19 protein-coding genes are annotated in these 24,886 nt (G+C 61.4%); 9 read left to right on the top strand and 10 right to left on the bottom strand.

Annotated features, from left to right (window positions below):
* Positions 1 to 57: 57 nt before the first annotated feature.
* Complete coding sequence (locus AB7M32_RS14780) at positions 58 to 771, bottom strand: FadR/GntR family transcriptional regulator (RefSeq protein WP_454250339.1); 714 nt, start codon at positions 769 to 771, stop codon at positions 58 to 60.
* A gap of 336 nt (positions 772 to 1,107) precedes the next feature.
* Between AB7M32_RS14780 and AB7M32_RS14775 the strand changes: the two genes are divergently transcribed.
* Positions 1,108 to 2,454, top strand: a complete 1,347-nt coding sequence (locus tag AB7M32_RS14775) for an MFS transporter (protein ID WP_454250338.1) — start codon at positions 1,108 to 1,110, stop codon at positions 2,452 to 2,454.
* A 28-nt stretch (positions 2,455 to 2,482) separates the two neighbouring features.
* Complete coding sequence (gene gudD, locus AB7M32_RS14770; RefSeq protein ID WP_454250337.1) at positions 2,483 to 3,826, top strand: glucarate dehydratase; 1,344 nt, start codon at positions 2,483 to 2,485, stop codon at positions 3,824 to 3,826.
* A gap of 201 nt (positions 3,827 to 4,027) precedes the next feature.
* On the opposite strand, the gene glgB is transcribed toward gudD, so the two are convergent.
* The 3 genes from glgB to AB7M32_RS14755 form a co-directional block, all read right to left on the bottom strand.
* A complete protein-coding gene (glgB, locus tag AB7M32_RS14765; protein ID WP_454250336.1) occupies positions 4,028 to 6,262 on the bottom strand; it encodes a 1,4-alpha-glucan branching protein GlgB in 2,235 nt (744 codons plus the stop codon).
* A gap of 11 nt (positions 6,263 to 6,273) precedes the next feature.
* The gene (treS, locus tag AB7M32_RS14760; protein WP_454250335.1) at positions 6,274 to 9,618 is read right to left on the bottom strand and encodes a maltose alpha-D-glucosyltransferase; all 3,345 of its coding nucleotides are present in this window, start codon (positions 9,616 to 9,618) and stop codon (positions 6,274 to 6,276) included.
* Between the two features lie 208 nt (positions 9,619 to 9,826).
* On the bottom strand, positions 9,827 to 11,824 hold the full coding sequence (locus tag AB7M32_RS14755; protein WP_454250334.1) for an alpha-1,4-glucan--maltose-1-phosphate maltosyltransferase: 1,998 nt from the start codon (positions 11,822 to 11,824) through the stop codon (positions 9,827 to 9,829).
* A 211-nt stretch (positions 11,825 to 12,035) separates the two neighbouring features.
* On the opposite strand from AB7M32_RS14755, the gene AB7M32_RS14750 reads away from it, so the two are divergent.
* Positions 12,036 to 12,200 (top strand): hypothetical protein, encoded by a 165-nt coding sequence (locus AB7M32_RS14750; protein ID WP_170866802.1) that lies wholly within the window; start codon positions 12,036 to 12,038, stop codon positions 12,198 to 12,200.
* 63 nt (positions 12,201 to 12,263) lie between these two features.
* Here the strand turns inward: AB7M32_RS14750 and AB7M32_RS14745 are convergent, their stop codons facing one another.
* Positions 12,264 to 12,770, bottom strand: coding sequence for an MgtC/SapB family protein (locus AB7M32_RS14745; protein ID WP_454250333.1), 507 nt, complete (start codon positions 12,768 to 12,770; stop codon positions 12,264 to 12,266).
* 135 nt (positions 12,771 to 12,905) lie between these two features.
* Here AB7M32_RS14745 and AB7M32_RS14740 point away from each other — a divergent pair, with 135 nt between their 5' ends.
* The 3 genes from AB7M32_RS14740 to mapR all read left to right on the top strand — a co-directional run bounded on the left by AB7M32_RS14740 (position 12,906) and on the right by mapR (position 16,417).
* Positions 12,906 to 13,142: a DUF3203 family protein gene (locus tag AB7M32_RS14740; protein ID WP_060738240.1), complete on the top strand. Its 237-nt coding sequence runs from the start codon at positions 12,906 to 12,908 to the stop codon at positions 13,140 to 13,142.
* Positions 13,143 to 13,449: 307 nt separating this feature from the next.
* Positions 13,450 to 14,862 (top strand): cytochrome c oxidase accessory protein CcoG, encoded by a 1,413-nt coding sequence (ccoG, locus tag AB7M32_RS14735; protein ID WP_454250332.1) that lies wholly within the window; start codon positions 13,450 to 13,452, stop codon positions 14,860 to 14,862.
* A gap of 145 nt (positions 14,863 to 15,007) precedes the next feature.
* Complete coding sequence (mapR, locus tag AB7M32_RS14730) at positions 15,008 to 16,417, top strand: GntR family transcriptional regulator MpaR (RefSeq protein ID WP_454250331.1); 1,410 nt, start codon at positions 15,008 to 15,010, stop codon at positions 16,415 to 16,417.
* 112 nt (positions 16,418 to 16,529) lie between these two features.
* Here the strand turns inward: mapR and AB7M32_RS14725 are convergent, their stop codons facing one another.
* A complete protein-coding gene (locus AB7M32_RS14725) occupies positions 16,530 to 17,276 on the bottom strand; it encodes an SDR family oxidoreductase (protein WP_454250330.1) in 747 nt (248 codons plus the stop codon).
* A gap of 78 nt (positions 17,277 to 17,354) precedes the next feature.
* A complete protein-coding gene (locus AB7M32_RS14720) occupies positions 17,355 to 18,233 on the bottom strand; it encodes a Dyp-type peroxidase (RefSeq protein WP_454250329.1) in 879 nt (292 codons plus the stop codon).
* 228 nt (positions 18,234 to 18,461) lie between these two features.
* Here AB7M32_RS14720 and ampC point away from each other — a divergent pair, with 228 nt between their 5' ends.
* On the top strand, positions 18,462 to 19,610 hold the full coding sequence (gene ampC, locus AB7M32_RS14715; RefSeq protein ID WP_454250328.1) for a class C beta-lactamase: 1,149 nt from the start codon (positions 18,462 to 18,464) through the stop codon (positions 19,608 to 19,610).
* Positions 19,611 to 19,787: 177 nt separating this feature from the next.
* On the opposite strand, the gene AB7M32_RS14710 is transcribed toward ampC, so the two are convergent.
* From AB7M32_RS14710 to AB7M32_RS14700, 3 genes are all read right to left on the bottom strand, one after another.
* The gene (locus AB7M32_RS14710) at positions 19,788 to 20,333 is read right to left on the bottom strand and encodes a DUF4174 domain-containing protein (protein ID WP_454250327.1); all 546 of its coding nucleotides are present in this window, start codon (positions 20,331 to 20,333) and stop codon (positions 19,788 to 19,790) included.
* Between the two features lie 271 nt (positions 20,334 to 20,604).
* The gene (locus AB7M32_RS14705; RefSeq protein WP_053183477.1) at positions 20,605 to 21,390 is read right to left on the bottom strand and encodes a sulfite exporter TauE/SafE family protein; all 786 of its coding nucleotides are present in this window, start codon (positions 21,388 to 21,390) and stop codon (positions 20,605 to 20,607) included.
* 108 nt (positions 21,391 to 21,498) lie between these two features.
* Positions 21,499 to 22,203, bottom strand: a complete 705-nt coding sequence (locus AB7M32_RS14700) for a hypothetical protein (protein ID WP_454250326.1) — start codon at positions 22,201 to 22,203, stop codon at positions 21,499 to 21,501.
* Between the two features lie 339 nt (positions 22,204 to 22,542).
* On the opposite strand from AB7M32_RS14700, the gene AB7M32_RS14695 reads away from it, so the two are divergent.
* Positions 22,543 to 23,694 (top strand): aldose epimerase family protein, encoded by a 1,152-nt coding sequence (locus tag AB7M32_RS14695; RefSeq protein WP_454250325.1) that lies wholly within the window; start codon positions 22,543 to 22,545, stop codon positions 23,692 to 23,694.
* 231 nt (positions 23,695 to 23,925) lie between these two features.
* Positions 23,926 to 24,747, top strand: a complete 822-nt coding sequence (locus AB7M32_RS14690) for an aldo/keto reductase (RefSeq protein ID WP_454250324.1) — start codon at positions 23,926 to 23,928, stop codon at positions 24,745 to 24,747.
* Positions 24,748 to 24,886: the final 139 nt, after the last annotated feature.

Genomic DNA, 24,886 nt, shown 5'->3' with positions numbered 1-24,886 from the left:
AAAAACTGTGGGGGCGAGCTTGCTCGCGATGGCGGAGGGTCAGGCGACGATGAACCGTCAGGATCCCGCGCCAAACCGGTCACGGCTGTTGGTCAGGTGCAGCCACATGGCGGCGCGGGCGGCGTCCGGGTCCTGGCGCTTGATCGCGTTGAAGATCGCCTCGTGCTCAAGGTTGGCCAACTGCGCCAGCTTGCTTAGATCGGCCTGGCCGCGCTCGGCCACGTTCACGCGGGTCCTGGGAATCATCGCACTGCCCAGGTGCTGCATGATTTCGACAAAGCAGGCGTTGTCCGTGGCTTCGGCAATGAGCAGATGGAAACGCCGGTCGGCTTCGACACAGCTGTCGTTGTTGTTGGACAACCGCTGATAGTCATCCAGCGCCTGGCGCATCTGCTGCAACTGGTGGTCGCTGCGGCGCTGGGCGGCCAAGGCGACGGCCTGAGTCTCCAAGCCCAGGCGCAGTTCCAGGATCGCCCGCACTCCTGCGGCGGTGTCGACATTCAGGCGCAACCCTGGCTCGCCGGTTTGCGCCAGCACGAAGGTGCCGATGCCGTGGCGGGTCTCTACCAGCCCCGAAGCCTGCAACTTGGAAATCGCCTCGCGCACTACCGTCCGGCTGACGCCATGGGCCTGCACGATGGCGCCTTCCGATGGCAGCTTCTCACCCGGTTTCAACTGCCCCAGCAAAATGCTCTGGCTCAGCTTCGTCACCAAGTCGTGGGCCAGGTTGTGGGTACGCTTGCGCAGGGGCGCGTCGGTATCTTGCGGCATCGCCGGGGTTCCTTGAAAACAGGCTGACTGATCGTATCACCAGCGGGCGTCGGAAATCTCATCATCAAGCCATCAACTTGTATGACAACACTCAAGATCAGCCCACCTCAGCAAAGATAGCCGGTTCAAAAAACGGCTCCGCGCAAGCCGGACAGACGCTGGATAAAATCGTAATTAAGGATAAATCCCAACAAATACGGCATAAAAAAGCCTCTTACCTAATCCAATGATGCTGAAAAACTGCTTGTCATCCAAAAAAATCAGGTTGTATGATGTCTATCAACATCGGCACATGCACGATGCCCCGCATAAAAATAACGAGTGGGAGAAAAACCAGTGAACACATCCAGCCTCAAGGCGAATGCCGGCGCGGATCCGGTGCTGCTGTCGGCTATCGCCAAGGTCAAGCGCCACATCCTGCCGCTGTTCGTCATCATGTTTATCGTCAACTACATCGACCGCGTGAACATCGGCTTCGTGCGTGCCCACATGGAGCACGACCTGGGTATCGGTGCTGCGGCCTATGGCTTTGGTGCCGGCCTGTTCTTCATCGGCTACGCGCTGTTCGAAGTACCGTCCAACATCTTGCTGCAACGAATCGGCGCCCGCATCTGGCTGACCCGCATCATGCTCACCTGGGGCTTGGTGGCGGCGGCCATGGCCTTCATCCAGAACGAAACCCACTTCTATATCCTGCGCTTTTTGCTGGGCGTGGCCGAAGCCGGGTTCTTCCCTGGAGTGATCTACTACTTCACCCGCTGGCTACCCGGCGTCGAGCGTGGCAAAGCCATCGCCATCTTCCTCAGCGGCTCGGCCATCGCGTCGCTGATCTCCGGCCCGCTGTCGGGGCTGCTGCTGCAAATCAACGGCCTGGGCATGCACGGCTGGCAGTGGATGTACTTCATCGAAGGGATGTTTTCCGTCTGCCTGTGTGTCTTCGTCTGGTTCTGGCTGGACTCCAAGCCCCATGACGCCAAATGGCTGAGCCGTGAAGAACAGGATGTGCTGGTCAAGGCCATCGACGATGAACAGCGGGCACGGGAAGCCGCCTCGCCGATCAAACTGTCCATCGGCCAGTTGCTCAAGGACCGCCAGATCATCCTGTTTTGCCTGATCTACTTCTTCATTCAATTGACGATCTATGCCGCCACGTTCTGGCTGCCGAGCATCATCAAGAAAATGGGCGAACTGAGCGACATTCAGGTCGGGCTGTTCAATTCGATCCCGTGGTTGCTGTCGATCGTCGGCATGTACGCCTTCGCCTCGCTGTCGGCCAAGTGGAAATTCCAGCAGGCCTGGGTCGCCACCGCCCTGTTGATCGCCGCGGCGGGGATGTTCATGTCCACCACCGGCGGACCGATTTTCGCCTTCGTCGCCATCTGCTTCGCGGCCCTGGGCTTCAAATCGGCGTCGTCGTTGTTCTGGCCGATTCCCCAGGCTTACCTGGACGCGCGGATCGCCGCCGGGGTGATTGCCCTGATCAATTCGGTGGGCAACCTCGGCGGGTTCGTCGCCCCGACCACGTTCGGCCTGCTGGAAGAGCACACCGGCTCCATCCAGGGCGGCCTCTATGGCCTGGCGGCCACCTCGATCATTGCCGCGATCATCGTGTTTGCCGCACGCAACACGCCCAAGCCCAAAGCCGTGACGACGCCGGTCGATCCGGCTGTCAGCCACGTCTGATCATTCGATTGTCCAAGGATTAGTACAGATGAGCCTTCCAGAAACCAGCAAAGCCCCGATCATCACCAGCATGCAGGTCGTGCCAGTGGCCGGCCATGACGGCATGCTGCTGAACCTCAGCGGCGCCCATGGCCCGTTCTTCACCCGCAACATCGTCATTCTCAAGGACAACGCCGGCCACACCGGCGTCGGCGAAGTGCCCGGCGGCGAGCGCATTCGCCAGACCCTCGAAGACGCCCGCTCGCTAGTGGTCGGCAGCCCCATCGGCACGTACCAGAAGATCCTCAACACGGTGCGCCACGCCTTCGCCGACCGCGATGCCGGCGGCCGTGGCCTGCAGACCTTCGACCTGCGCATCACCATCCACGCGGTCACTGGGCTGGAAGCGGCGTTGCTGGATCTACTCGGCCAACACCTGGACGTACCGGTCGCCGCCCTGCTCGGCGAAGGCCAGCAGCGGGACGAAGTGAAGATGCTCGGCTATTTGTTTTATGTCGGTGATCGCCAACAGACCGACCTGGCCTATCGCAGCGAACCGGACGCCGACAACGACTGGTTCCGCGTGCGCCACGAAAAGGCCCTGGACGCCGACGCCGTGGTCCGCCTGGCCGAAGCGGCCCAGGCCCGCTATGGCTTCCAGGACTTCAAGCTCAAGGGCGGCGTGCTCCAAGGCGACGCAGAAATCGAAGCGGTCACGGCCTTGGCCGAGCGCTTTCCCCAGGCCCGCATCACCCTGGACCCGAACGGCGCCTGGTCACTCAAGGAAGCGATCCGTCTGTGCCGCGACCAACACAAGGTGCTGGCCTATGCCGAGGACCCTTGCGGTGCCGAGAACGGCTATTCGGGGCGCGAGGTCATGGCCGAGTTCCGCCGCGCCACGGGCCTCAAGACGGCGACCAACATGATCGCCACCGACTGGCGCGAAATGGGTCACGCTATCACCTTGCAGTCCGTGGACATTCCCCTGGCCGACCCGCATTTCTGGACCATGCAGGGTTCGGTGCGGGTGGCGCAAATGTGCAATGAGTGGGGCCTGACCTGGGGCTCGCACTCCAACAACCACTTCGACATTTCCCTGGCAATGTTCACCCACGTGGCCGCCGCGGCACCGGGCGACATCACTGCCATCGACACCCACTGGATCTGGCAGGACGGCCAGCGACTGACCAAGGCGCCCTTGCAGATTCAGGGCGGCTGCGTACAGGTGCCGAAAAAACCGGGGTTGGGGATCGAGCTGGACACCGACCAACTGGCCAAGGCCCATGAGTTGTACAAAGGCATGGGCCTGGGGGCGCGGGACGATGCGGTGGCGATGCAGTTCCTGATTCCGGGCTGGACGTTCAACAACAAGCAGCCGTGCCTGGTTCGTTAAAGCGACCGATATCCCTTGTGGGAGCGAGCTTGCTCGCGATGGCGCTGGGTCAGCCACATTGATGTTGACTGACACTCCGATATCGCGAGCAAGCTCGCTCCCACATTTGGATTTAGCTTTTTATGAGCGCCACAAATGACTGTGGCGAGGGAGCTTACTCCCTCGCCACAGTCATCATTCGCCTTCAGGCTTTTGTAAAACCTAACCCTCCGGTCGCATGATCAACACCGCCAACGGCGGCAGGTTCAGTTCCAGCGACAGGGCCTGACCATGGCTGGGCACTTCTTCGGTGGAGGCGCCGCCGCCGTTGCCGTAGTTGGAACCGGCGTAGGTGTCGGCGTCGCTGTTGAGCAACTCCACCCAACGCCCGGCGAACGGCACGCCGACCCGGTAGGCCTCACGCGGCACCGGGGTGAAGTTGGCGACCACCAGCACCGGCTTGCCCTCCTTGCTCCAGCGCAGCCAGGCGTAAACGCTGTTCACCGCATCGTCGCCAATCAGCCACTGGAAGCCCTGCGGCGCGTCATCCTGGTCATGCAGCGCCGGCTCTTCGCGGTACAGCCGGTTCAGATCGCTCACCAGTTTCTGCACGCCCCGGTGCTCAGGGTATTGCAGCAGGTACCAATCCAACTGCTGGTCGTGGTTCCACTCCCGCCATTGGCCGAACTCACACCCCATGAACAACAGCTTCTTGCCGGGATGGCCCCACATGAAGCTGAGATAGGCCCTCAGGTTGGCGAATTTCTGCCAGCGGTCACCGGGCATCTTGTCGATCAGCGAGCGTTTGCCATGGACCACTTCGTCGTGGGAAATGGGCAGTACGAAGCGTTCGGACCAGGCATACACCAGGCCGAAGCTCAGTTCGTTGTGGTGATGGGCGCGGTACACCGGATCTTGCTGGATGTAGTGCAGCGAATCGTGCATCCAGCCCATGTTCCACTTGTAGGCAAAACCCAGGCCGCCCTGCTGGGTACTCTGGCTGACCCCCGGCCACGCGGTGGACTCTTCGGCGATGACCAGCGCGCCGGGAGTTTCCAGCGCCACCACATCGTTGAGGTGCCGCAGGAAATCGATGGCCTCGAGGTTTTCCCGACCGCCGTGACGGTTGGGCACCCACTCGCCGGCCTTGCGCGAATAGTCGCGGTACAACATCGAGGCCACGGCATCCACCCGCAGGCCGTCGACGTGGAAATGCTTGAGCCAGTGCAACGCCGAAGCCAGCATGAAGCCGTGCACTTCGGTGCGGCCCAGGTTGTAGATCAGCGTGTCCCAATCCTGGTGGAAACCCTCCAGCGGGTTGCCGTATTCGTACAGCGCGGTGCCATCGAACTGGGCCAGGCCGTGGGTATCGGTGGGGAAATGCGCCGGTACCCAGTCGAGGATGACGCCGATATCGGCCTGGTGGCAGGCATTGACGAACGCGGCGAAATCGTCGGGCGATCCGAAGCGTGCCGTTGGCGCGAATTGCGACAGGGGCTGATAGCCCCAAGAGCCGCCGAACGGGTGTTCCATGATCGGCATCAGCTCGATGTGAGTGAAACCCAAATCCTTGACATATGGAATCAGCCGCTCGGCCATTTCATGCCAGTTGTATTGCCGGGCCACCTCGCCCGCCTCGTCGATTTCGCACTGCCAGGAGCCGGCGTGCAACTCATAGATCGACAAGGGCGCGCCCGGTAGTTGGCGTTCGCGACGACTCTGCATCCACTCGTCGTCCTGCCACTCGATCTTCAATGGCGAGGCGACTTTCGAGGCGGTGTCCGGTGGCATTTGCGTGGCCAGCGCCACCGGGTCGGCCTTGAGGGGCAGGATGCCGTGGGCGCCGAGGATTTCATATTTGTAGGCCTCCCCCGCCCCCAGCCGCGGGATGAACAACTCCCACACGCCGGATGGATAACGAATGCGCATCGGATGCCGGCGCCCGTCCCAGACGTTGAAGTCCCCCACCACCGAGACGCGTCGTGCATTCGGCGCCCACACGGCGAAGCGCACGCCCTCGACACCGTCGACGGTGGTCAGCTGTGCACCGAGGCAGGAACTGAGGTCGCGGTGATTGCCCTCGGCGAACAGGTAAAGGTCCATCTCCCCCAGCAGTGGGCCGAAGCTGTACGGGTCTTCGGCAACCTGCTCGCCGCCGGCCCAACGGGTGCGCAGCAAGTACGCTTGGGCGCGATCGAAATGGCCGACGAACAATCCCGGGGTTTCGGTGGGTTGCAGTTCCCCCAACTCTTCGCCGCCCTCCCGGGTCAGCACATGCACACTCAGCGCACCAGGCAGGTAGGCGCGGATGAACTGACCGCCAGCACCGTCGCCATGTGGCCCCAGGATGGAAAAGGGATCGTGATGTTCGGCGCGCACCAGCGCGTCGATGTCATGGGGGGCCGGCAGCAAGGATTCCTTGGCCTGGCCCTGGGGTTCTTTATTCGAGACGCTCATGATTCTCTCCACTAAATCGGTCCGGCTAAGTCGGAAAAGGGTTGCAGCCCACTCAACAACCCGACCAGACCGTGCAACGGCACGGGCAGCCAGGCGGGGCGATTCTCGGCTTCATAGGCCACTTCATAGGCCGCCTTCTCCAGGCCGAACAACGCCAGCGCGGCGTCTTCGCCTTCAGCATCCTTCCACTCATGGGCAAGACTAGCTGCCGCCAGCCGATATGCCTCGGCAAATGCCTGGCGGGCCTCTTTCAAATAACGCTCGGCGACCCGTTGCCGCGCCGCATCGGCATCGGCCGTGCTGTCGACGGTATTCAAGTGGATCGCCATGGCCGCCGCATAATCGAAGGAACGCAACACGCCGCTGACGTCCTTGTAGGGGCTGTGCTTGCCCCGTCGTTCATGCAATGGCCGCGCCGGCTCACCTTCGAAGTCGATCAGGTAGGCGTCGCCCTTGATCACCAATACTTGACCCAGATGCAGGTCGCCATGGACGCGGATACGCAAGCCACCGACGGCCTTGCCGGCCAACGTCTGGACATGGGCCAGGACGGTTTTCTTGTGCTCCAACAAGCGTGCGACCATGGCCTGGTCCGCGGGGTTCAATTGGGCTTGGTTCTGCTTGAGCAGGCGCAAGGCGTTTTCCACCTGGCCGGACACGTCCTTGCCGATGGCCTGGGCTTCCTTGGCGTTGGTGGCCTGCGGCGCGAAGTCCGGATCGTCGGTGGTCTGGGCCAGCACCTGGTGCATTTCCCCCAGGCGCTGGCCGAGCATGCCGGCGAAATCCTTCAATTCACCCAGGGCGTTGTAATGCTGCTCCTGCTCGGAAACGGCGTCCGCCAACTCATCGCGCAAAGCGCGTTCGAGGTTGTTCTGGGTCCATTCCCAGGCGTCGCCCTGATTGCTCAGGTAGCCCTGGGCGATCATCAGCAAGGCATCTTCGCCTTCGGCATCGCGGCGAACCACCGAACCCAGCAACGGTGAAATATTGCTGAAACCCGCGGCGGTCAGGTAGGCGCTCATTTCCAGTTCCGGGTGTACGCCCGAGGCCACCTTGCGGATCAGCTTGAGTACCAGACTCCCCCCCACCACCACCGAACTGTTGGACTGTTCAGCGGACAGGTAGCGTACTTCCGGCTCGTCTCCCAGGTTCAACGCAGCCAGGCCTTCGGTCGGTTCGAAACGCAACTCACCTTCGGCGAACGGCAGCACCGTGGCGGTCTGCATGCTGTGCAGCACAGCGCGCACGAAGCTTTCCAGGCTGAATGCATCGGTGATCAACCCCACCTGACGCCCCCGACGTACCCGCGACAAGGCCAGTTGCTGCGGCAATGCCGCACCGACCTGGTCTTCGGCGAGCAAGCCGAACGGCAACTGATAACGCAGGGTCTGGCCGCCACTGGTGACATCGATTTCACTGAGCAGCACCGGATGCTGCGGATCACCGAAACGCACACCATAGACAATGTCGACCTTCTCGATCGCACTGTCCTTGCCGGCGAACCAGCGCCGGTTCTGTAACCAGCTCGGCAGGATGGTTTGCTCCAGCGTGGTGCGCGACGGCACTTCGAGCAACTCTTCCAGGCGTTTTTTCAGTACCAGGGTCGTGAAGTCCGGCAGGCTCTGAGCCGGCTCCACGTGCCAGCTCGGCATCTGGTTTTCCGTCGCCAGGGCAAACCAATAGAAGCCATAGGGCGGCAAGGTCAGCAGGAAATTCAGCTGGCCGATGGGCGGGAAAGCATTGCCACCCAGCATCTCGACCGGGACCATGCCCGCGTAGGTCGACAGGTCCAGCTCGGCCGCCTGGGCGCTGCGGGACACGTTGGCCACGCAGAGGATGATTTCGTGCTTGCCTTCCGGGCTGGTGTACTCCCGGGTATAGGCCAGGATCCGACGGTTGCTCGGGGACAGCATTTTCAGCGTGCCCCGGCCGAAGGCCTGGGACTGCTTGCGCACCGCCAGCATCCGCCGGGTCCAGTTGAGCAGCGAGTGCGGGTCGCCGGCCTGGGTCTCGACGTTGACCGACTGATAGCCGTATTGCGGGTCCATGATCGGCGGCAGCACCAGACTGGCCGGGTCGGCCCGCGAGAAGCCGCCGTTGCGGTCGATGGACCATTGCATGGGCGTTCGCACACCATCGCGATCGCCGAGGTAAATGTTGTCGCCCATGCCGATTTCATCGCCGTAATACAGGGTCGGCGTGCCAGGCATCGACAGCAGCAGGCTGTTGAGCAATTCAATGCGACGACGATCGCGTTCCATCAGCGGCGCCAGGCGCCGGCGAATCCCCAGGTTGATCCGCGCCCGACGGTCGGCCGCGTAGTAATTCCACAGGTAGTCGCGCTCCTTGTCGGTGACCATCTCCAGGGTCAGCTCATCGTGGTTGCGCAGAAAGATCGCCCACTGGCAGTTGGCGGGTATCTCCGGGGTCTGGCGCAGAATGTCAGTGATTGGGAAGCGGTCTTCCTGGGCCAGAGCCATGTACATACGCGGCATCAGCGGGAAGTGGAACGCCATGTGGCATTCGTCACCGTTCATACCCTGGGCATCGACATCGCCAAAGTACAGCTGGGTGTCTTCCGGCCACTGGTTGGCTTCGGCCAGCAACATGCGGTCGGGGTAGTTGGCATCGATCTCGGCACGAATCTGCTTGAGGACGTCGTGGGTCTCGGGCAGGTTTTCGTTATTGGTGCCATCGCGCTCGATCAGGTACGGGATCGCGTCCAGGCGCAGGCCGTCGATGCCCATGTCCAGCCAGTAGCGCATCACCGACAACACGGCCTTGATGACCTGCGGGTTGTCGAAGTTGAGGTCGGGCTGGTGGGAGTAGAAGCGGTGCCAGAAGTACTGGCCCGCCACCGGGTCCCAGGTCCAGTTGGACTTTTCGGTGTCGAGGAAGATGATCCGCGTGCCGTCATACTTATGGTCGTCATCGGACCAGACGTAGAAGTCCCGCGCCGCTGAACCCGGCTTGGCCTTGCGCGCGCGCTGGAACCAGGGGTGCTGGTCCGACGTGTGGTTGATGACCAGCTCGGTGATCACCCGCAGGTTGCGCTTGTGGGCCTCGGCAATGAACCGCCGGGCATCGGCCATGGTGCCGTAGTCGGGGCTGACGCCACGGTATTCGGCGATGTCATAACCGTCGTCGCGCCGGGGAGAAGGATAGAACGGCAGCAGCCAGATGGTGTTGACGCCCAGGTCGGCGATGTAGTCGAGTTTCTCGATCAGGCCGGGGAAATCGCCGATTCCGTCGTTATTGGAGTCGAAATAGGATTTAACGTGGACTTGGTAAATCACCGCATCCTTGTACCAGAGCGGATCCTTGATGAAGGTGGCAGACCGGGGTTTCTTCGCCATTTGCAACTCCTGATAAGTCATTAAAGCCGCGTATACAAGGCTTGAGAGGTCTTTTTGTGGCGGAGGGCTTTATCCCCCTGTAGGAGCTGGCGAAGCCTGCGATCTTTTGATCTTTCGCTTGGGATTCAAGTGTTTGGGGAAAGATCGCAGCCTCGTTGCACTCGACAGCTCCTACACAGCTCCCAGGCAGCGCCTGTGGGAGTGCGCGTTACGCCACGCTGATCCGCCAAATACCGAACGGCTGGTACGCCGGATCGATGCGCATGAACTGGTACTTCCCGTACCAGGTCCAGCGATGCCCGTTCATCAAATCCTCGCCCTGGGTCTGGGCGTCGTCGGGCAGGCCCATCTCCCACAGCGGCAACTCGAAATTGGCTTCCTGCGGGTTGTGCGGATCAAGGCTCACCGCCACCAGGATGAAATTGCTGCCGTCGGCGGTGCGCTTGCCGAAATAGAGAATGTTGTCGTTCCACGCGTTGTAGATTTTCAGGCCCAAGTGGGTCTGCAGCGCCGGGTTCTGTCGGCGGATGCGGTTGAGCTGGGCGATCTCGGCAATGATGTTGCCCGGCGCGGTGAAGTCGCGAGGACGGATCTCGTACTTCTCCGAATCGAGGTATTCCTCTTTGCCCGGTACCGGGGCCGATTCGCACAGTTCGAAGCCCGAATACATGCCCCACAGACCCGAGCCCATGGTGGCCAGGGCTGCGCGGATCAAGAAGCCCGCGCGCCCCGACTCATGGAGAAAGGCCGGGTTGATGTCTGGCGTGTTGACGAAAAAATTCGGCCGGTAGCATTCACGCCAAGGCGATTCGTTGAGCTCACTGAAGTAAGTCGCCAGCTCGGCCTTCGTGTTGCGCCAGGTGAAATAGGTGTAGCTCTGGGAATAACCGACCTTGCCCAGTCGCGCCATCATGGCCGGGGTGGTGAACGCTTCAGCCAGGAAGATCACTTCGGGGTATTGGGCCCGGACATCGGCGATCAGCCATTGCCAGAACGGCAGGGGTTTGGTGTGAGGGTTGTCGACGCGGAATATCTTCACGCCTTCCTTGACCCAGCCCACTACGATGTCCCGCAGTTCCATCCACAGGCTGGGAATCGCGTCGGCCGCGTAGAAATCGACGTTGACGATGTCCTGATATTTCTTCGGCGGGTTTTCCGCGTATTTGATCGTGCCGTCCGGCCGCCAGCTGAACCAGCCCGGGTGCTGCTTGAGCCAAGGGTGATCCTGGGAACACTGGATCGCGAAGTCGAGAGCAATCTCCAGGCCGTGCTGCGCGGCGGCCTCCACCAGGCGCCGGAAGTCCTCGCGGCTGCCCAATTGCGGGTGAATGGCCTCGTGCCCGCCCTCCTCGCTGCCGATGGCATAGGGGCTGCCCGGGTCGTCGGGACCGGCAGTAAGGGAATTGTTCGGGCCCTTGCGGAAACTGCGACCGATGGGGTGGATCGGCGGAAAGTACAGCACGTCGAACCCCATGTCCTGGATCACCGCCAGGCGCGAATGCACATCATTGAACGTGCCATGGCGCTGGGGATCGTCGGTGATCGAGCGGGGAAACAGCTCATACCAACTGGCAAACTCGGACAGCTTGCGCTCCACATCCAACGGGTACTCGGGGCTGATGCTCAAGTAAGGTCGATGATCGGCCAGGGACATCAGGTCGGCACTGTGCGGCGCCAGGAACAGCGCCACCTGCTCCGTTGGCAACAGGCCGGAAAGTTCGTGGTGCAAGGCCGCCAATTGCTCGCTCAGTTCCCCCGTGCTGCGCTCGGCGGCCATTTGCACTTGGTTGCGTCCTTCCTGCAACTCCAGGCTGATCGGCACCCCGGCACCGAATTTCTTCTCCAGTTCGTAGCGGAAACTGGCGAACTGATCGATCCAGGCCTCGATGCAAAAGACATAGCGTCCTTGCTCCGGCACGTTGAACTGGCCGCGCCAGCCGTTATTGCCCAGTTCACTCATGACCTCGCTGTTCCATACCTCATCCTGCAGCGAACGCCAGCGAATGCGCACCGCCAACTTGTCGTGACCGTCGGCGAACACTTTACTGGTCACCGTCACGTCCTGCCCGGCCACGGCCTTGACGGCAAATTGCCCGCCGTCGATCACCGGCATGGTGTTTTCAATCGCGATACGCGGTAACAACAAGGCTTGAGACAACGGCAAATGCGGGTTGTAGGCCAGGTCAGACGGGTGTTCAGCAGTCATCGAGCATCGCTCCTTTTACGCCCCATGGACGCGCTTGTGGCGGTAAAGGCCCAACGGGTCCCTGAAAAAACTCACTTAAACTCCGAACCGGGGCGACGGCTAAAAGTTCAGCGGGATTTTGCCCTCGATGTATCGGGATCAAACCCGGTACAGGGTGGTCAACAACAATAAGCACGACTCAAGCCATGTGCGTTACGGAGATCCGTTCCTGATGAATATTCCCATCCCGGCCGAAACACCCGATCCGAACATCGACGACCCCACCTTGCCTCCGCCCGGTCCTGATCCGGAACCGATTCCAGAGAAAGACCCGCCGTTGGCTCCACAACCGCCCAAGGGTGACCCGCCCAGCGAGGCGCCGCCGGAGCGGGTGTGATGCAGCGACTCGGTGTCATTCCCAAGACCTGTGGGAGCAAGCTTGTTCCCACAGGTCTTATGTTCAGGCTGATGGCTTATTGTCCTTCTCCAGCGCCCGAACAATGACCGGCATCACACTGAAGATGGCCAGGGCCAACACCGTACTGAGTACCGCAGTCGCTTCCCGGCCCAGTCCGGCGGCGACGCCGATCGCCGCGGTCATCCACAGGCCGGCGGCGGTGGTCAGGCCTTTGACATGACTTTCATCGCCGTCGCTGTTTTTCAGGATCGTGCCGGCACCGAGAAAACCGATGCCAGCGACCACTCCTTGTATCACCCGGCTCATGGCGTCGGCCTGGGACCCGGACATCTGTGGCACCAACACGAACAACGCCGCTCCCAAGGCCACTAGCATGTGGGTTCGCACGCCGGCAGCCTTGCCCTTGTGTTCACGCTCGAAACCCAGGATGCCGCCCAACAGCGCGGCCATGACCAGCCGCACCGTGACCCGGGTCATCTGCTGGGCATCGGTGATGTCGGCGAATTCCGCTTGCAGGGTTATCCAGACTTCATGCCACCAAGCTTCCATGGACCGTCCTCTTTCTCATTGGATAAACGATGGACCGCAAGCGAAGCCAGAGGTGCACCCGACCGCTGATCAGCCACAACGAACCCTGGCTTGGCCGCGCGACCTAACGTTCATGACCCCTGAAGGAGGAACACCATGACTGTCCGTATCGATGAGAACCAGACCTGCCATTTCGAAACCCCCGACGGCACCGAACAGCGCCCCGCCAGCGAGCTGACCATCATCACCGACCCGGACAAGGCCATGTCAGTCGTGGAGCTCAATGGCGACCGGTTCTATATCACCGAGGCCGAGGCCGATGCACTGACCGTGGCCGGCGCAGTCGACGGGCGCAAGCATCTGAAGGCCAGCGACAGCGGCTCGGCGATCTGACGCCACCCACCAACTGCGACTGTACGAACTGAGTAGGAGCTGTCGAGCGAAGCGAGGCTGCGATCTTTCCATTCCTCATTGAGTCCAAAGCGAAAGATCAAGATAAAAAGATCGCAGGCTTCGCCAGCTCCTACAGAGCCCAACGGGGGCAAGGTGTTGTTCGCTCGCCCCCCGATGCATCAAAGTGTCGCAGGGCTTGGGCTTTGCGGCATCTGATCCGGTTTTTATCGAAACACCTGAGTCTGTTATGCAAACAGTTCCATGGTCATAGTGCGCCGGCCAGATAGAGGCTGATGAGCGACCGACCATGAGCGATAGAATCCCCGTCCAGTTGATACAGACGTTCGAACCTGCGCCAACGAAGATCAAGGCCAGGACCACCGACAACCTGATCCACACCCGCAGCTTCACCGGTTTGTTCCGCACCTTGCGCATCAGCGGTGCGGGGGTTCTGTTCCTGCTGTTCTTTGGCACGGTGTGGTTGAACTGGGGTAACCGCCAGGCGGTGCTCTGGGACCTTTCCGAAAGCAAATTCCACATTTTTGGCGCAACCTTCTGGCCCCAGGATTTCATCCTGCTGTCGGCGCTGTTGATCATCGCCGCTTTCGGCCTGTTCGCGATCACCGTGTTCGCCGGGCGTGTGTGGTGCGGCTACACCTGCCCACAGAGCTCCTGGACCTGGCTGTTCATGTGGTGCGAGAAAATCACCGAAGGCGAACGCAACCAGCGGATCAAGCTGCAAGCGGCCCCCTGGGGCCTGAACAAACTGTTGCGCCGCGGCGCCAAGCACACCTTGTGGCTGGCCATCAGCCTGCTCACCGGCCTGACGTTCGTGGGCTACTTCACGCCGATCCGCCCCTTGGCCGAAGAGCTGCTGACGTTGCAAATGGCTGGCGTGAGCCTGTTCTGGGTGCTGTTCTTTACCGCCGCCACCTACCTCAACGCCGGCTGGCTGCGGGAAGCGGTGTGCATGCATATGTGCCCCTATGCACGATTTCAGAGCGTGATGTTCGACAAGGACACGTTGACCATCTCCTACGACACGGCCCGTGGCGAAATCCGCGGCCCGCGCAAGCGCGAGGTGAAGCCGGCCAATATTGGCCTGGGGGACTGCATCGACTGCCAGATGTGCGTGCAGGTCTGTCCCACCGGCATCGACATCCGCGACGGCTTGCAGATGGAATGCATCGGCTGCGCGGCGTGCATCGACGCCTGCGACTCGATCATGGACAAGATGGGCTACGCCCGTGGCCTGATCAAATACACCTCGGAGCATCAATTGCAGGGGGGCAAGACTCATCTGCTCAGACCTCGGCTGATCGGCTATACCGCCGTGCTCCTGGTGATGATCGGCGCGCTGGCCCTGGCTTTGGTGCAACGGCCCATGGTGTCACTGGACGTCAGCAAGGACCGCGGCCTGTTCCGCGAAAACAGCGCGGGCCAGATCGAAAACATCTACAGCCTGAAAATCATCAACAAGACCCAGCAACGCCAGGACTATCAGCTGTCCCTGGTGGACGGTGACGGTTTTGTCCTGCAAGGCAAGACGCAACTGAGCCTGGCACCCGGGGAAATCGTCGATGTGCCGGTGTCGGTGGCGATGCTCAGCGAGCGGCCTCGCAGCGGCTCCCAGGAAATGACCTTCAAGGTAGCCGACAGCGATGAACCCGGCATCTACAGCCTGGCCAAGAGCCGTTTTGTCGCGCCAATGAATCGTTGAAGCTTTAAGATGCCGTGCGCCCTGTGGGGAGCGAGCTTGCTCGCGATAGCGGTGGTTCATGTGCCTCCGTCATCGTCGGAACGCCGCCCGGAGCAAGCTCGCCCCACAGTGAAGTCCACACATGCCACCCAAGACTGGGCCCGCCATGAAACGCTATGAAAAATTCGCCGACGACATCGCTGAACTGATCCGCTCCGGCATGCTGGGGCCCGGCCAGCGCGTACCCTCGGTGCGTTATGCCAGCCAGACCTACGGCGTCAGCCCGTCCACCGTGTTCCAGGCCTATTATCTGCTGGAGCGCCGCGGCCTGATCCGCGCCCGGCCACGCTCGGGCTATTTCGTCAACACCCATGCGCCGAGCCCGTTTTCCGAACCGGCCATCAGCCCCCAGGTGCACGAATCCACCGAAGTGGACGTCAGCGAACTGGTGTTTTCGGTGCTGGACTCGATCAAGGACCCGGCCACCGTACCGTTCGGCTCGGCATTCCCCAGCCCGATGCTGTTTCCGTTGCAACGCTTGTCTCGCTCGCTGTCCAGCGCCACACGGGACATGGACCCACGGGTAGTGGTCACGGACATGTCGCCAGGTAATCCACAATTGCGTCGACAGATCGCGTTGCGCTACATGGTCGGCGGATTGATGCTGCCCATGGAGGAACTGCTGGTCACCAACGGCGCCCTGGAAGCCTTGAACCTGTGCCTGCAAGCCGTGACCGAACCCGGCGACCTGGTGGCGATCGAGGCACCGGCGTTCTACGCCAGCCTGCAAGTGCTGGAACGACTCAAGCTCAAAGCCGTGGAAATCCCCGTCCATCCACGCGACGGCATCGACCTGGAGGTGTTGGAACAGACCCTCGAACGCCATCCGATCAAGGCCTGCTGGTGCATGACCAGTTTCCAGAACCCCATAGGCGCGACCATGCCCGAGGAAAGGAAAAAGGCCCTGGTGGAACTGTTACGCCGCCACCAGGTGCCGTTGATCGAAGATGACGTGTACGCCGAGCTCTATTACGGCCAGCAGGCCCCCAAACCCGCCAAGGCGTTCGACACCGAAGGGCTGGTGATGCATTGCGGTTCGTTCGCCAAGAGCCTGGCGCCGGGCTATCGCATCGGCTGGGTGGCGGCCGGGCGCTACGCGCAGAAAATCGAACGGCTCAAGCTCATGACCTCGCTGTGCGCCTCGATGCCGGCCCAGGCCGCCATCGCCGACTACCTGCAACACGGCGGCTACGACCGCCACCTGCGCAAACTGCGCTACGCCCTGGAAGAACAGCAAAGCGCGATGCTGGCCGCCATCGCCCGCTATTTCCCGGCCCAGACCCGGGTCAGCCAGCCGGCGGGCGGCTACTTCCTGTGGCTGGAGCTGCCGGAACGGATGGATTCGCTGAAACTGTTCCAGATGGCCCTGGCCCAAGGCATCAGCATCGCCCCGGGGCCGATCTTTTCACCGACCCGACGTTTCAGGAATTGCATTCGCTTGAATTACGGCAGCCCGTGGACCGAGACCTCGGAAAAAGCCATGGAGACGTTGGGGCGGATTATTCGATCGTTTTGATAGGGGTTGTCGGTCAGGACGCCATCGCGAGCAAGCTCGCTCCCACATTGGAACACCGTCCCCTGTGGGAGCGAGCTTGCTCGCGATGGGGCCAGACCAGACAACCCGGGGGTCAGCGCCCACCCCCCAGGTCCACAAATGTCCCGGTGGCGTAGGAAGCCTTGTCCGACAGCAGCCAGATAATCGCCTCGGCGACTTCATCCGGCCGGCCGCCCCGGGCCATGGGAATCGCCGATTCCAGCTTGCTGACCCGGTCCGGATCGCCGCTCAGGGCATGAAAGTCGGTGTAGATGTAGCCGGGACGCACCGCGTTGACGCGAATGCCTTCGCCGGCCACTTCCTTGGACAAGCCAATGGTGAACGTGTCCAAGGCGCCCTTGGAGGCCGCGTAGTCGATGTACTCGTTGGGTGAGCCCAGGCGAGCGGCCACCGACGAGACGTTGACGATGCTGCCGCCCTGCCCGCCATGCCGGGGCGACATGCGCAGCACCGCGTGCTTGGCGCAGAGAATCGGGCCCAGCACGTTGGTCTTCAGAATCTTGAGAATGCGAAATTCGGACATCTCATCGAGCCGGGACTTGTGGGCGACCGTGCCAGCGTTGTTCACCAGGGCGGTGACACGGCCGAGCTCGGCATCCACCCGACTGAACAGGGCGATCACTTCGTCCTCGATGCTGACATCGGCGCGCACGGCAATCGCCTGCGCCCCCTTGGCCCGGACCTGTTCGAGCACCTCTTGCGCGGCGCTTTCATCGGACTGGTAGTTGATGCAGATCCGATAGCCCAACTCGGCAGCCAACAGCGCCGTGGCCGCCCCGATTCCGCGGCCGCCACCGGTGATGACGATGACTTTATCCACGCTTGCTTCTCCCATTCCACGGATAGACGTCCGGCCCAAGGATAGCGTTCACGTCACGCTTTGCACAAACCGCGGCGCCTACCGGGCCAAGGCGCGCAGATCCAGGCGTCCGTCCCGCAACGGCGGGCACCAGTAATAGCCGCCGGTGATCGGTCGGCTCATGCGGTACAAGCCGTCGGTGATGCCGTCTTCCAGGCCGCTCATGCGCCGCAATTGGGCCTCGAAGGCATCGAGGGAGAAACCGAACGCCAGGAACATCAGCCCTGCACGGTCGCCTTCGATCCAGGGCATGGACCGACGGACCACGAATGCCTCCGGGGCAAAGCTTTCCTGGGCGGTGCGCTTGACGTGGGCCGATTCCGGCGCGTCGTCGATTTCTTCGTTGTCGCTCAGGCGCCGGCCCATGATGTTGTCGCGCTCATGGGGCTGCATCGCTGCGAAACCGTCCAGGTCGTGTTGCCACTGCTGGATCGCGGCGAAACTGCCACCGCGGACCCCGTCGGCGCCCTGGGCCAGGGCGGCGGCGATGGCCGCTTCGTCGTGGGGGTTTTCGGTGCCGTCTTCATAGCCGGTCAGGTCATGGCCGGTCATGTGGCGGAAAGTTTCGTTCATCTGCACCAGGCGCAGCGCCGGGGCCAGTGCTGCTTCGATGACGCGGCTGCGGTGCATCAGCTCGCCGCGGTCCTCACCGTGCAGCCAGCACCACAGGGCATGTTGGGTCGAGGGGTTGTCCACGCCTACGCCCGTCAACGCCGGAAAAGCCCGCAGGCCAGCGACCTGGGCACCCAGCGCCTGGACCAGCGATTCGCCAAAGCCGATCACGGCCCGGCCATCGAGCGACAACAGGAGTTTGTCTAGCGCAGCCGGCAATGCCTCGACCGATTCCAAGGCAAAAAACAAATGACGGGCCTGAGGCGGAACAGGGGTGGCGAGAATGCCGGGCTGGTAGTAACTCATGTGAACTCCTTTAGAAAGAGCCGCGAGTTTACCCGGCGGCCGCCGCTTTGTGTGGTTTGGCTTGAGGTCCGGTCGCGTCGGGCAACCCGACCGTTTTGTGGGAAGGTTCCCGTGGCCCCGTCAGACAACTCAGAAACATCCCCCCGGCCCGATAGCCTCGGATTGCCGGGCCGCCAAAAACGCCCTAGATTGAGCCCCCTCCAGGAAGGCCAACGAGAACGCTGCACCATGCCAATTGCCAGATCGATAATCGCGGGGATTTTTTTGCTGGTCTGCGGGATGCCCGTAGGCTTTGCTCAGGAACGCATTGAAGACACGGTCAATGCCGTCATCCAGCCCTTGATGAAACAACAGGACATCGCCGGCATGGCCGTGGCGATCACCTACAACGGTCAACGCCATTATTTCAACTACGGCGTGGTCTCCAAGGACACGAAAAAGCCGGTCACCGACCAGACCCTTTTCGAAATCGGCTCGGTCAGCAAGACCTTCACCGCTACCCTCGGCGCCTATGCCCAGGCCCAGGGCAAACTGTCCCTGGCGGATCCGGCCAGTCGCTTTGCCCCGGAGCTGCGCGGCAGCGCCTTGGAGGGCACCCGCCTGCTCGACCTTGCCACCTACACCGCCGGCGGCCTGCCATTGCAGTTTCCCGACGAGGCGGATCATCCGGACCGGATGTTCAGTTACTACAAGAACTGGAAACCGCTCTACCCGGCCGGCACCCAGCGGCTCTACTCAAACCCGAGCATCGGCCTGTTCGGCTATCTGGCGGCCCGCAGCCTGGGCCGGCCATTTGACGAGGTGATGGAGCGCACGCTGATGCCTGGGTTGGGCCTCAAGCACAGCTATGTGCGGGTACCGCAGGATCAGATGGGCCGATACGCCCAAGGCTATGCAAAGGACGGCAAGCCTGTGCGAGTCGGCGCCGGCGCATTGGATTCCGAAGCCTACGGGGTCAAGATCAGTTCAACGGACCTGATTCGTTTCGTCGAGGCCAACCTGCGACCTGAAAAACTGGACGCGGACCTGAAGCAAGCCATCGCCACGACGCATACGGGTTTCTATAAGGTTGGCGGAATGAATCAGGGGCTCGGATGGGAGTTCTACCCCGCGCCGTTCACCTTGGACGACCTGCTCGCCGGCAACACACCGCAGATGGCCCTGGCCCCACAAAAAACCGAACCTCTCGACCCGCCCCGCCCGGCGCCGGACGGCGCCTGGATCAACAAGACCGGCTCCACCAACGGTTTCGGCGCGTACGCAGCGTTCGTGCCCGGGAAGGACATGGGGATCGTCATGCTTGCCAACAGGAACTACCCGATCGAGGAACGGGTGAAGGCGGCGCACCAGATCCTGATGGCGCTGGATGGCCAATAACAAGGGCGACAAGTCCCGCTGTGGCGAGGGGATTTATCCCCGCTGGGCTGCGCAGCAGCCCTCCTAAGCGGTCACCCCGATCTGTCTGACACGCCAGATTGCCAAAATTCCAGGGCCGCTTCGCGCCCCAGCGGGGATAAATCCCCTCGCCACAAGGGCTTTCGGAGCTATTGGAAATCAATCCTCCAATGGCTTCGCCACCGCCGGCTTGGTTGCCTTACCAGGCTTGGTGCCTTTCGCATCCTTGGCCGGTGCGGGCTCCGGCGCGGGAGGTGGCGCCGGGGGCGTCGCTTCCTTTTCCGCGGCGGGGAGTTTATCGACGGTGTCGAAGAGGTCTTTCAATTCGATCGCCCCGGAATGCTCAAGCTTCTTTTCCCCGTCCTTGCCCACCAGGATGATCTTGGTCTGGGCCCCGGCACCCAACTTGAGGGAGCGGATCAGCGCCATGGTGCTTTGCGGGTCCAGGTCCTTGCCATCACGCTGCCCAATGGTATTGAGCACGGTGTAGAGGACCATATTGCGCTCGGAAAAACCCTGCTTGCCCGCCGGTTCATCCAAGGCCTTTTTCAGGCTGACCCAGGCCGGGTCGACCGTACTGGGCGCGATGACGATCAGGGGACGAGCCTTGCCTGCATCCGCCACCAGGGGGGAGTCGCCATCGGCAGCGAACAGGGGGCCGGCGATGGCCAGCAAGGTAGCGAAGGTCAACGACCGAATGAGCATGCGCCTCTCCTTTTGATATTTACGCTGTACTGATTGCACAGGGCGGCGATTGTTCCGCGAGAGTCGCTCGATACTGCGCCTGCCTGCCTTGAAGCTTAGGCCAGGGGGATCATCGCGCAACCGTGAGGAGAGTTCGGCGCGAGAGTTGGAACGGGGACCACTGTGGGAGCGAGCTTGCTCGCGATAGCGATCGCCCCGTCGACTTCGGTGTTGACTGTCATGCTGCTATCGCGAGCAAGCTCGCTCCCACAGTGGAACGGGAGTGATCGTTCTAGAACGCCAGCTTGAACCCGATCATCGCCAGCATCACCGCCAGGCAGGGGCGCAGCAACTCGTCGGAGATACGTCCGGACAAATGACTGCCCAGGTAGATCCCCGGCAACGAACCGATCAGCAGGAAGCCCAGGATGTGCCAGTCCATGTTGCCCATGCTCGCATGGCCCAGGCCAGCGACCAGGGTCAGCGGCACGGCGTGGGCGATCTCTGTGCCCACCAGGCGCTTGGTGACGAGGAACGGGTAGAGAATGAACAGCGCGACTGTGCCCAGGGCGCCGGCGCCGATGGACGTCAACGCGACCATAGTCCCCAGCACGAGGCCGGTGATGACCGTCAGCACATTGAGACGCGCGCCAGAGGGGTTGTAATGACCACCGGCACGGTCGTGGGCGAATTGCAGCAGACGTTTCTTGAACAGGATTGCCAGGGCAGTGGCGAACAACACGAAGCCCAAGGCTTGCTTGATCACCGCGTTCATGGCGTCGGGCGAGCTGTGCAGGCTGCTGAGGAACCACAAGGTCAAGCCGACCGCCGGCACGCTGCCCAACGTCAACCAGCCGGTGATGGCCCAGTCGATGTTGCGGTTCTTGGCATGAACCAACACACCGCCAGACTTGGTAATGGCCGCATACAGCAGGTCCGTACCCACTGCCGTCGCCGGGTTGATACCAAACCACAACAGGATCGGGGTCATCAGCGAACCACCGCCGACGCCGGTCATTCCAACGATGAAGCCGACCACCAGGCCCGCAACGACTAAACCGACATTACCGAAATCCATTAAACCCGTCTCAGCACGACCGCATGAAAAATCTGGCCGCGAGCATAGCGATTTTTCTTATAACTCCCTATATCGATATGATCTATCTTTATTCCTTTTCACCACTAATCACTGAACCGGCAGGAAATTGAGGAACAGCAGGCTCTGGGCGTAATTCAAACCGATACGCCGGTAGCGCTCGTCGAGCATCTGGGTCAGCAGGTCCAATCGGGCAACAATTTTCCCGAACTCGACGGCAAAACTCAGGTTGCTGCCCTCCTCCGAAATCTCATTGGAAAACAGCAGCGGCTTGCCGTCCTTGTTCTGCCGCTGGCTAAGCAGCCAGGTGGCTTTTTCGATGTTGCGCGCCGCATTGCTGACAAAACGCGGGTCGATGGTGTCGGTCATGTAGAACTCGAGGCGATTGCCATGAGCGGTGACCAACATGCTGCCGATGGCATAGATGAACGCCCCGACCCGATCACCGAGAAACTCCGGGCTCATGGCATAGCTCAGGGCGGCCAGATCCTTCTTGCCACCCAGGGTCGGCAAGGGTTGTTGCTGCTCAATGGCCATGCGCACCTGTTTTTCCGCGGTGCGGGCGTCAAGAAAGCCGGATTTGCGCAACTCCTCGGGGTTGCGCAGATAAAGCTTGCTCATCAGCAGGTAGAGGCTTTGCAGGTTGTCGTGCATGGCCAACGTTGCCATGCGGTCGACACTGGTCTGCAAGAACTCCTGGGGCTTGGCGTTGCTGAACTGCGTGACCATGTCCTGCCCCTGCTGATGGCTGCAGCCGCCGCTGAGCAGCATCGACACACCGACCAACCCTGCCATGCAGGCACGGTGCAACCTCGTCACAGAAGAAAAAACACCGGCCATCGAGTCTCAATCTGGGCAGGGGGAAGCGACGGGGGTCGCCGCTTCCAGGCCATGGATAGAGCGGCAAAAATCGCAAAAGTGCAGTGTCCAGAGAAAATCCTCGCCCTTTAGCAAAGTCTTTTTTGCCTAATTAGTCTTACTTTTTAATTGATAAATCTTCATTTATGGCTATAAATCCCTTTTCATCCTTTAAATAGAAAGACTACTAGACACAAAAGCCTTCATCGCTGTCCGACCAGTAACGGACTCGACCCGCGTTAAAACAACAACAAAACAACAGGAAGGAAGGTCACCATGCTTGAATCAAAACAACTGCTCACGGCCCTCGGAGTGTCTCTGATGATCGCCACCTCGGCTTCCCAGGCTGCCGGCCTGACCAATGAACGCGGCGCGTTCGGCAAGACCGACGACGGCACGGCGGTGGAAAAATTCGTACTGCGCAACAGCCATGGCATGGAGGCCACGGTCATCACCTATGGCGGCATCCTCCAGTCATTGAGCGTGCCGGACAAAAACGGCAAGGTCGCCGACATCGTGCTCGGTTTCGACGATGTGCAGGGTTACCAGAAGAATGGCAGCGTGTATTTCGGCGCGACCATCGGCCGTTTCGGCAACCGCCTGGCCGACGGGGCTTTCGAGCTGGACGGCAAGCGTTACCAAGTGCCACAGAACGACCATGGCAATTCCTTGCACGGCGGGCCGCAAGGGTTCGACAAGCGTGTCTGGAAGGCCCAACCCCATAATGCCAAGGACTCGGTGGGCGTCACCCTGACCTACCTGTCACCCGATGGCGAGATGGGCTTTCCCGGTGCACTGAAAACCGACGTCACCTATAGCCTCAACGAACAGAACGAGTTGCGCATTGAGTACAAGGCCACCACCGACAAGCCCACGGTGCTGAACCTGACCAACCACAGCTATTTCAACCTGGCCGGCGCAGGCAACGGCGACATACTCGAGCAGGTCGCGACCCTGCACGCGGCCCACTACACGCCGGTCACCGGCAAACTCATTCCCACCGGCGAACTGGCCCCGGTGGCCGGCACACCGATGGATTTCACCCAACCCACCGCCATCGGCACCCATATCAAGGCTGATCACCCACAACTCAAGTTCGCCGAACCGAAACAGGGCGGCTTCGACTTCAACTGGGCACTGGACGCCAAGGGTGACGTGACCAAACTGGCCGCCGAGGTGTATGACACGGAGTCCGGACGACGCCTGCAGCTGTACACCACCGAGCCTGGCGTGCAGTTCTACACCAGCAACTTCCTCGATGGCACCGTCAAGGGCAAGCAAGGCAAGGTCTATCCGCATTGGGGCGCGTTCACCCTGGAAACCCAGCACTACCCCGACTCGCCCAACCAGCCGAACTTCCCTTCGACGCGACTTGATCCGGGCCAGACCTACACCCAGACCATGGTGTTGAAGTTCTCCGCGAAGTAATTCCCCCGCCGAATCGTTCCCATGCTCTTGTGGGAGCGAGCTTGCTCGCGATAGCGGTGTGTCTGCCAGTGATGAAGCTGGATGGGCCGACGCCTTCGCGAGCAAGCTCGCTCCCACGGGTTGGTGTTGCGTTCGGATGCTGCGGGCTCGCGCAGAGCATGGGAACGATCCATGCGGGAACACTTGGTCTATCCTGCTGCCACACGTCAAAGCAAAAAACAGGAGATAGGCATGAGGACGCTGGAATTGGCGGGTGTGTCCGTACCGGTAATCGGCCAGGGCACCTGGCGCATGGGTGAAGAACCGTCCCATCACAAGAAAGAAGTAGCGGCCGTGCGGTTGGGGATCGAACTGGGCATGACCCTGATCGACACGGCGGAGATGTATGCCGAAGGCGGTGCGGAGACCGTCGTTGGCGAAGCGATCACCGGCCTGCGCGACCAGGTGTTCCTGGTGAGCAAGGTCTATCCCCACAACGCCAGTCGCAAAGGCATCCCCCTGGCCTGCGAACGCAGCTTGCGCCGGCTCGACACCGATTACATCGACCTTTATCTGCTGCACTGGCGCGGGCAGTACCCCTTGGCAGAAACCGTCGAAGCGTTCGAACGCCTGCGCGAAGAAGGCAAGATCGGCCGTTGGGGTGTGTCGAACTTTGACGTCGATGACCTCGAGGAGTTGGCCTCGCCGGCCTGCGCCACCAACCAAGTGCTGTACAACCTGCAGGAGCGCGGCATCGAATTCGACCTGCTGCCCTGGTGCCAGCAACGGCGCATGCCGATCATGGCTTACTGCCCGGTCGGCCAGGGCGGGCACCTGCTCAAGGATCACACCCTGGGAAAAATCGCCGAACGCCATCGGGCGACACCCGCGCAGGTCGCACTGGCCTGGTTGCTGCGCCAGGACAATGTGATCGCCATACCCAAGGCGGTGAAACCTGAACATGTGCGCCTGAATGCCGAAGCGGCCAGTCTCAGGCTCGAACCTCAGGATCTGGCCGCCCTGGACCTGATATTTCCCCAGCCCCAGAGCAAGCAGCGATTGGCGATGGTGTAGGAGCTGTGTAGGAGCTGTCGAGTGCAACGAGGCTGCGATCTCTCCCCTGACACTTGAATCTCAAGCGAATGATCAAAAGATCAAAAGATCGCAGGCTTCGCCAGCTCCTACAGAGCCCAGCGGGAGCAAGCTCCCTCGT

The organism is Pseudomonas sp. R151218B TE3479 (assembly GCF_053629195.1).
This window is presented reverse-complemented; position numbering and strand designations above follow the sequence as displayed.

Coding starts and splice junctions, on each gene's coding strand:
- AB7M32_RS14780 (WP_454250339.1), bottom strand. CDS start 771: ATGCCGCAAGATACCGACGCGCCCCTGCGCAAGCGTACCCACAACCTG.
- gudD (WP_454250337.1), top strand. CDS start 2,483: ATGAGCCTTCCAGAAACCAGCAAAGCCCCGATCATCACCAGCATGCAG.
- glgB (WP_454250336.1), bottom strand. CDS start 6,262: ATGAGCGTCTCGAATAAAGAACCCCAGGGCCAGGCCAAGGAATCCTTG.
- treS (WP_454250335.1), bottom strand. CDS start 9,618: ATGGCGAAGAAACCCCGGTCTGCCACCTTCATCAAGGATCCGCTCTGG.
- AB7M32_RS14755 (WP_454250334.1), bottom strand. CDS start 11,824: ATGACTGCTGAACACCCGTCTGACCTGGCCTACAACCCGCATTTGCCG.
- AB7M32_RS14750 (WP_170866802.1), top strand. CDS start 12,036: ATGAATATTCCCATCCCGGCCGAAACACCCGATCCGAACATCGACGAC.
- AB7M32_RS14745 (WP_454250333.1), bottom strand. CDS start 12,770: ATGGAAGCTTGGTGGCATGAAGTCTGGATAACCCTGCAAGCGGAATTC.
- AB7M32_RS14740 (WP_060738240.1), top strand. CDS start 12,906: ATGACTGTCCGTATCGATGAGAACCAGACCTGCCATTTCGAAACCCCC.
- ccoG (WP_454250332.1), top strand. CDS start 13,450: ATGAGCGATAGAATCCCCGTCCAGTTGATACAGACGTTCGAACCTGCG.
- mapR (WP_454250331.1), top strand. CDS start 15,008: ATGAAACGCTATGAAAAATTCGCCGACGACATCGCTGAACTGATCCGC.
- AB7M32_RS14720 (WP_454250329.1), bottom strand. CDS start 18,233: ATGAGTTACTACCAGCCCGGCATTCTCGCCACCCCTGTTCCGCCTCAG.
- ampC (WP_454250328.1), top strand. CDS start 18,462: ATGCCAATTGCCAGATCGATAATCGCGGGGATTTTTTTGCTGGTCTGC.
- AB7M32_RS14710 (WP_454250327.1), bottom strand. CDS start 20,333: ATGCTCATTCGGTCGTTGACCTTCGCTACCTTGCTGGCCATCGCCGGC.
- AB7M32_RS14705 (WP_053183477.1), bottom strand. CDS start 21,390: ATGGATTTCGGTAATGTCGGTTTAGTCGTTGCGGGCCTGGTGGTCGGC.
- AB7M32_RS14700 (WP_454250326.1), bottom strand. CDS start 22,203: ATGGCAGGGTTGGTCGGTGTGTCGATGCTGCTCAGCGGCGGCTGCAGC.
- AB7M32_RS14695 (WP_454250325.1), top strand. CDS start 22,543: ATGCTTGAATCAAAACAACTGCTCACGGCCCTCGGAGTGTCTCTGATG.
- AB7M32_RS14690 (WP_454250324.1), top strand. CDS start 23,926: ATGAGGACGCTGGAATTGGCGGGTGTGTCCGTACCGGTAATCGGCCAG.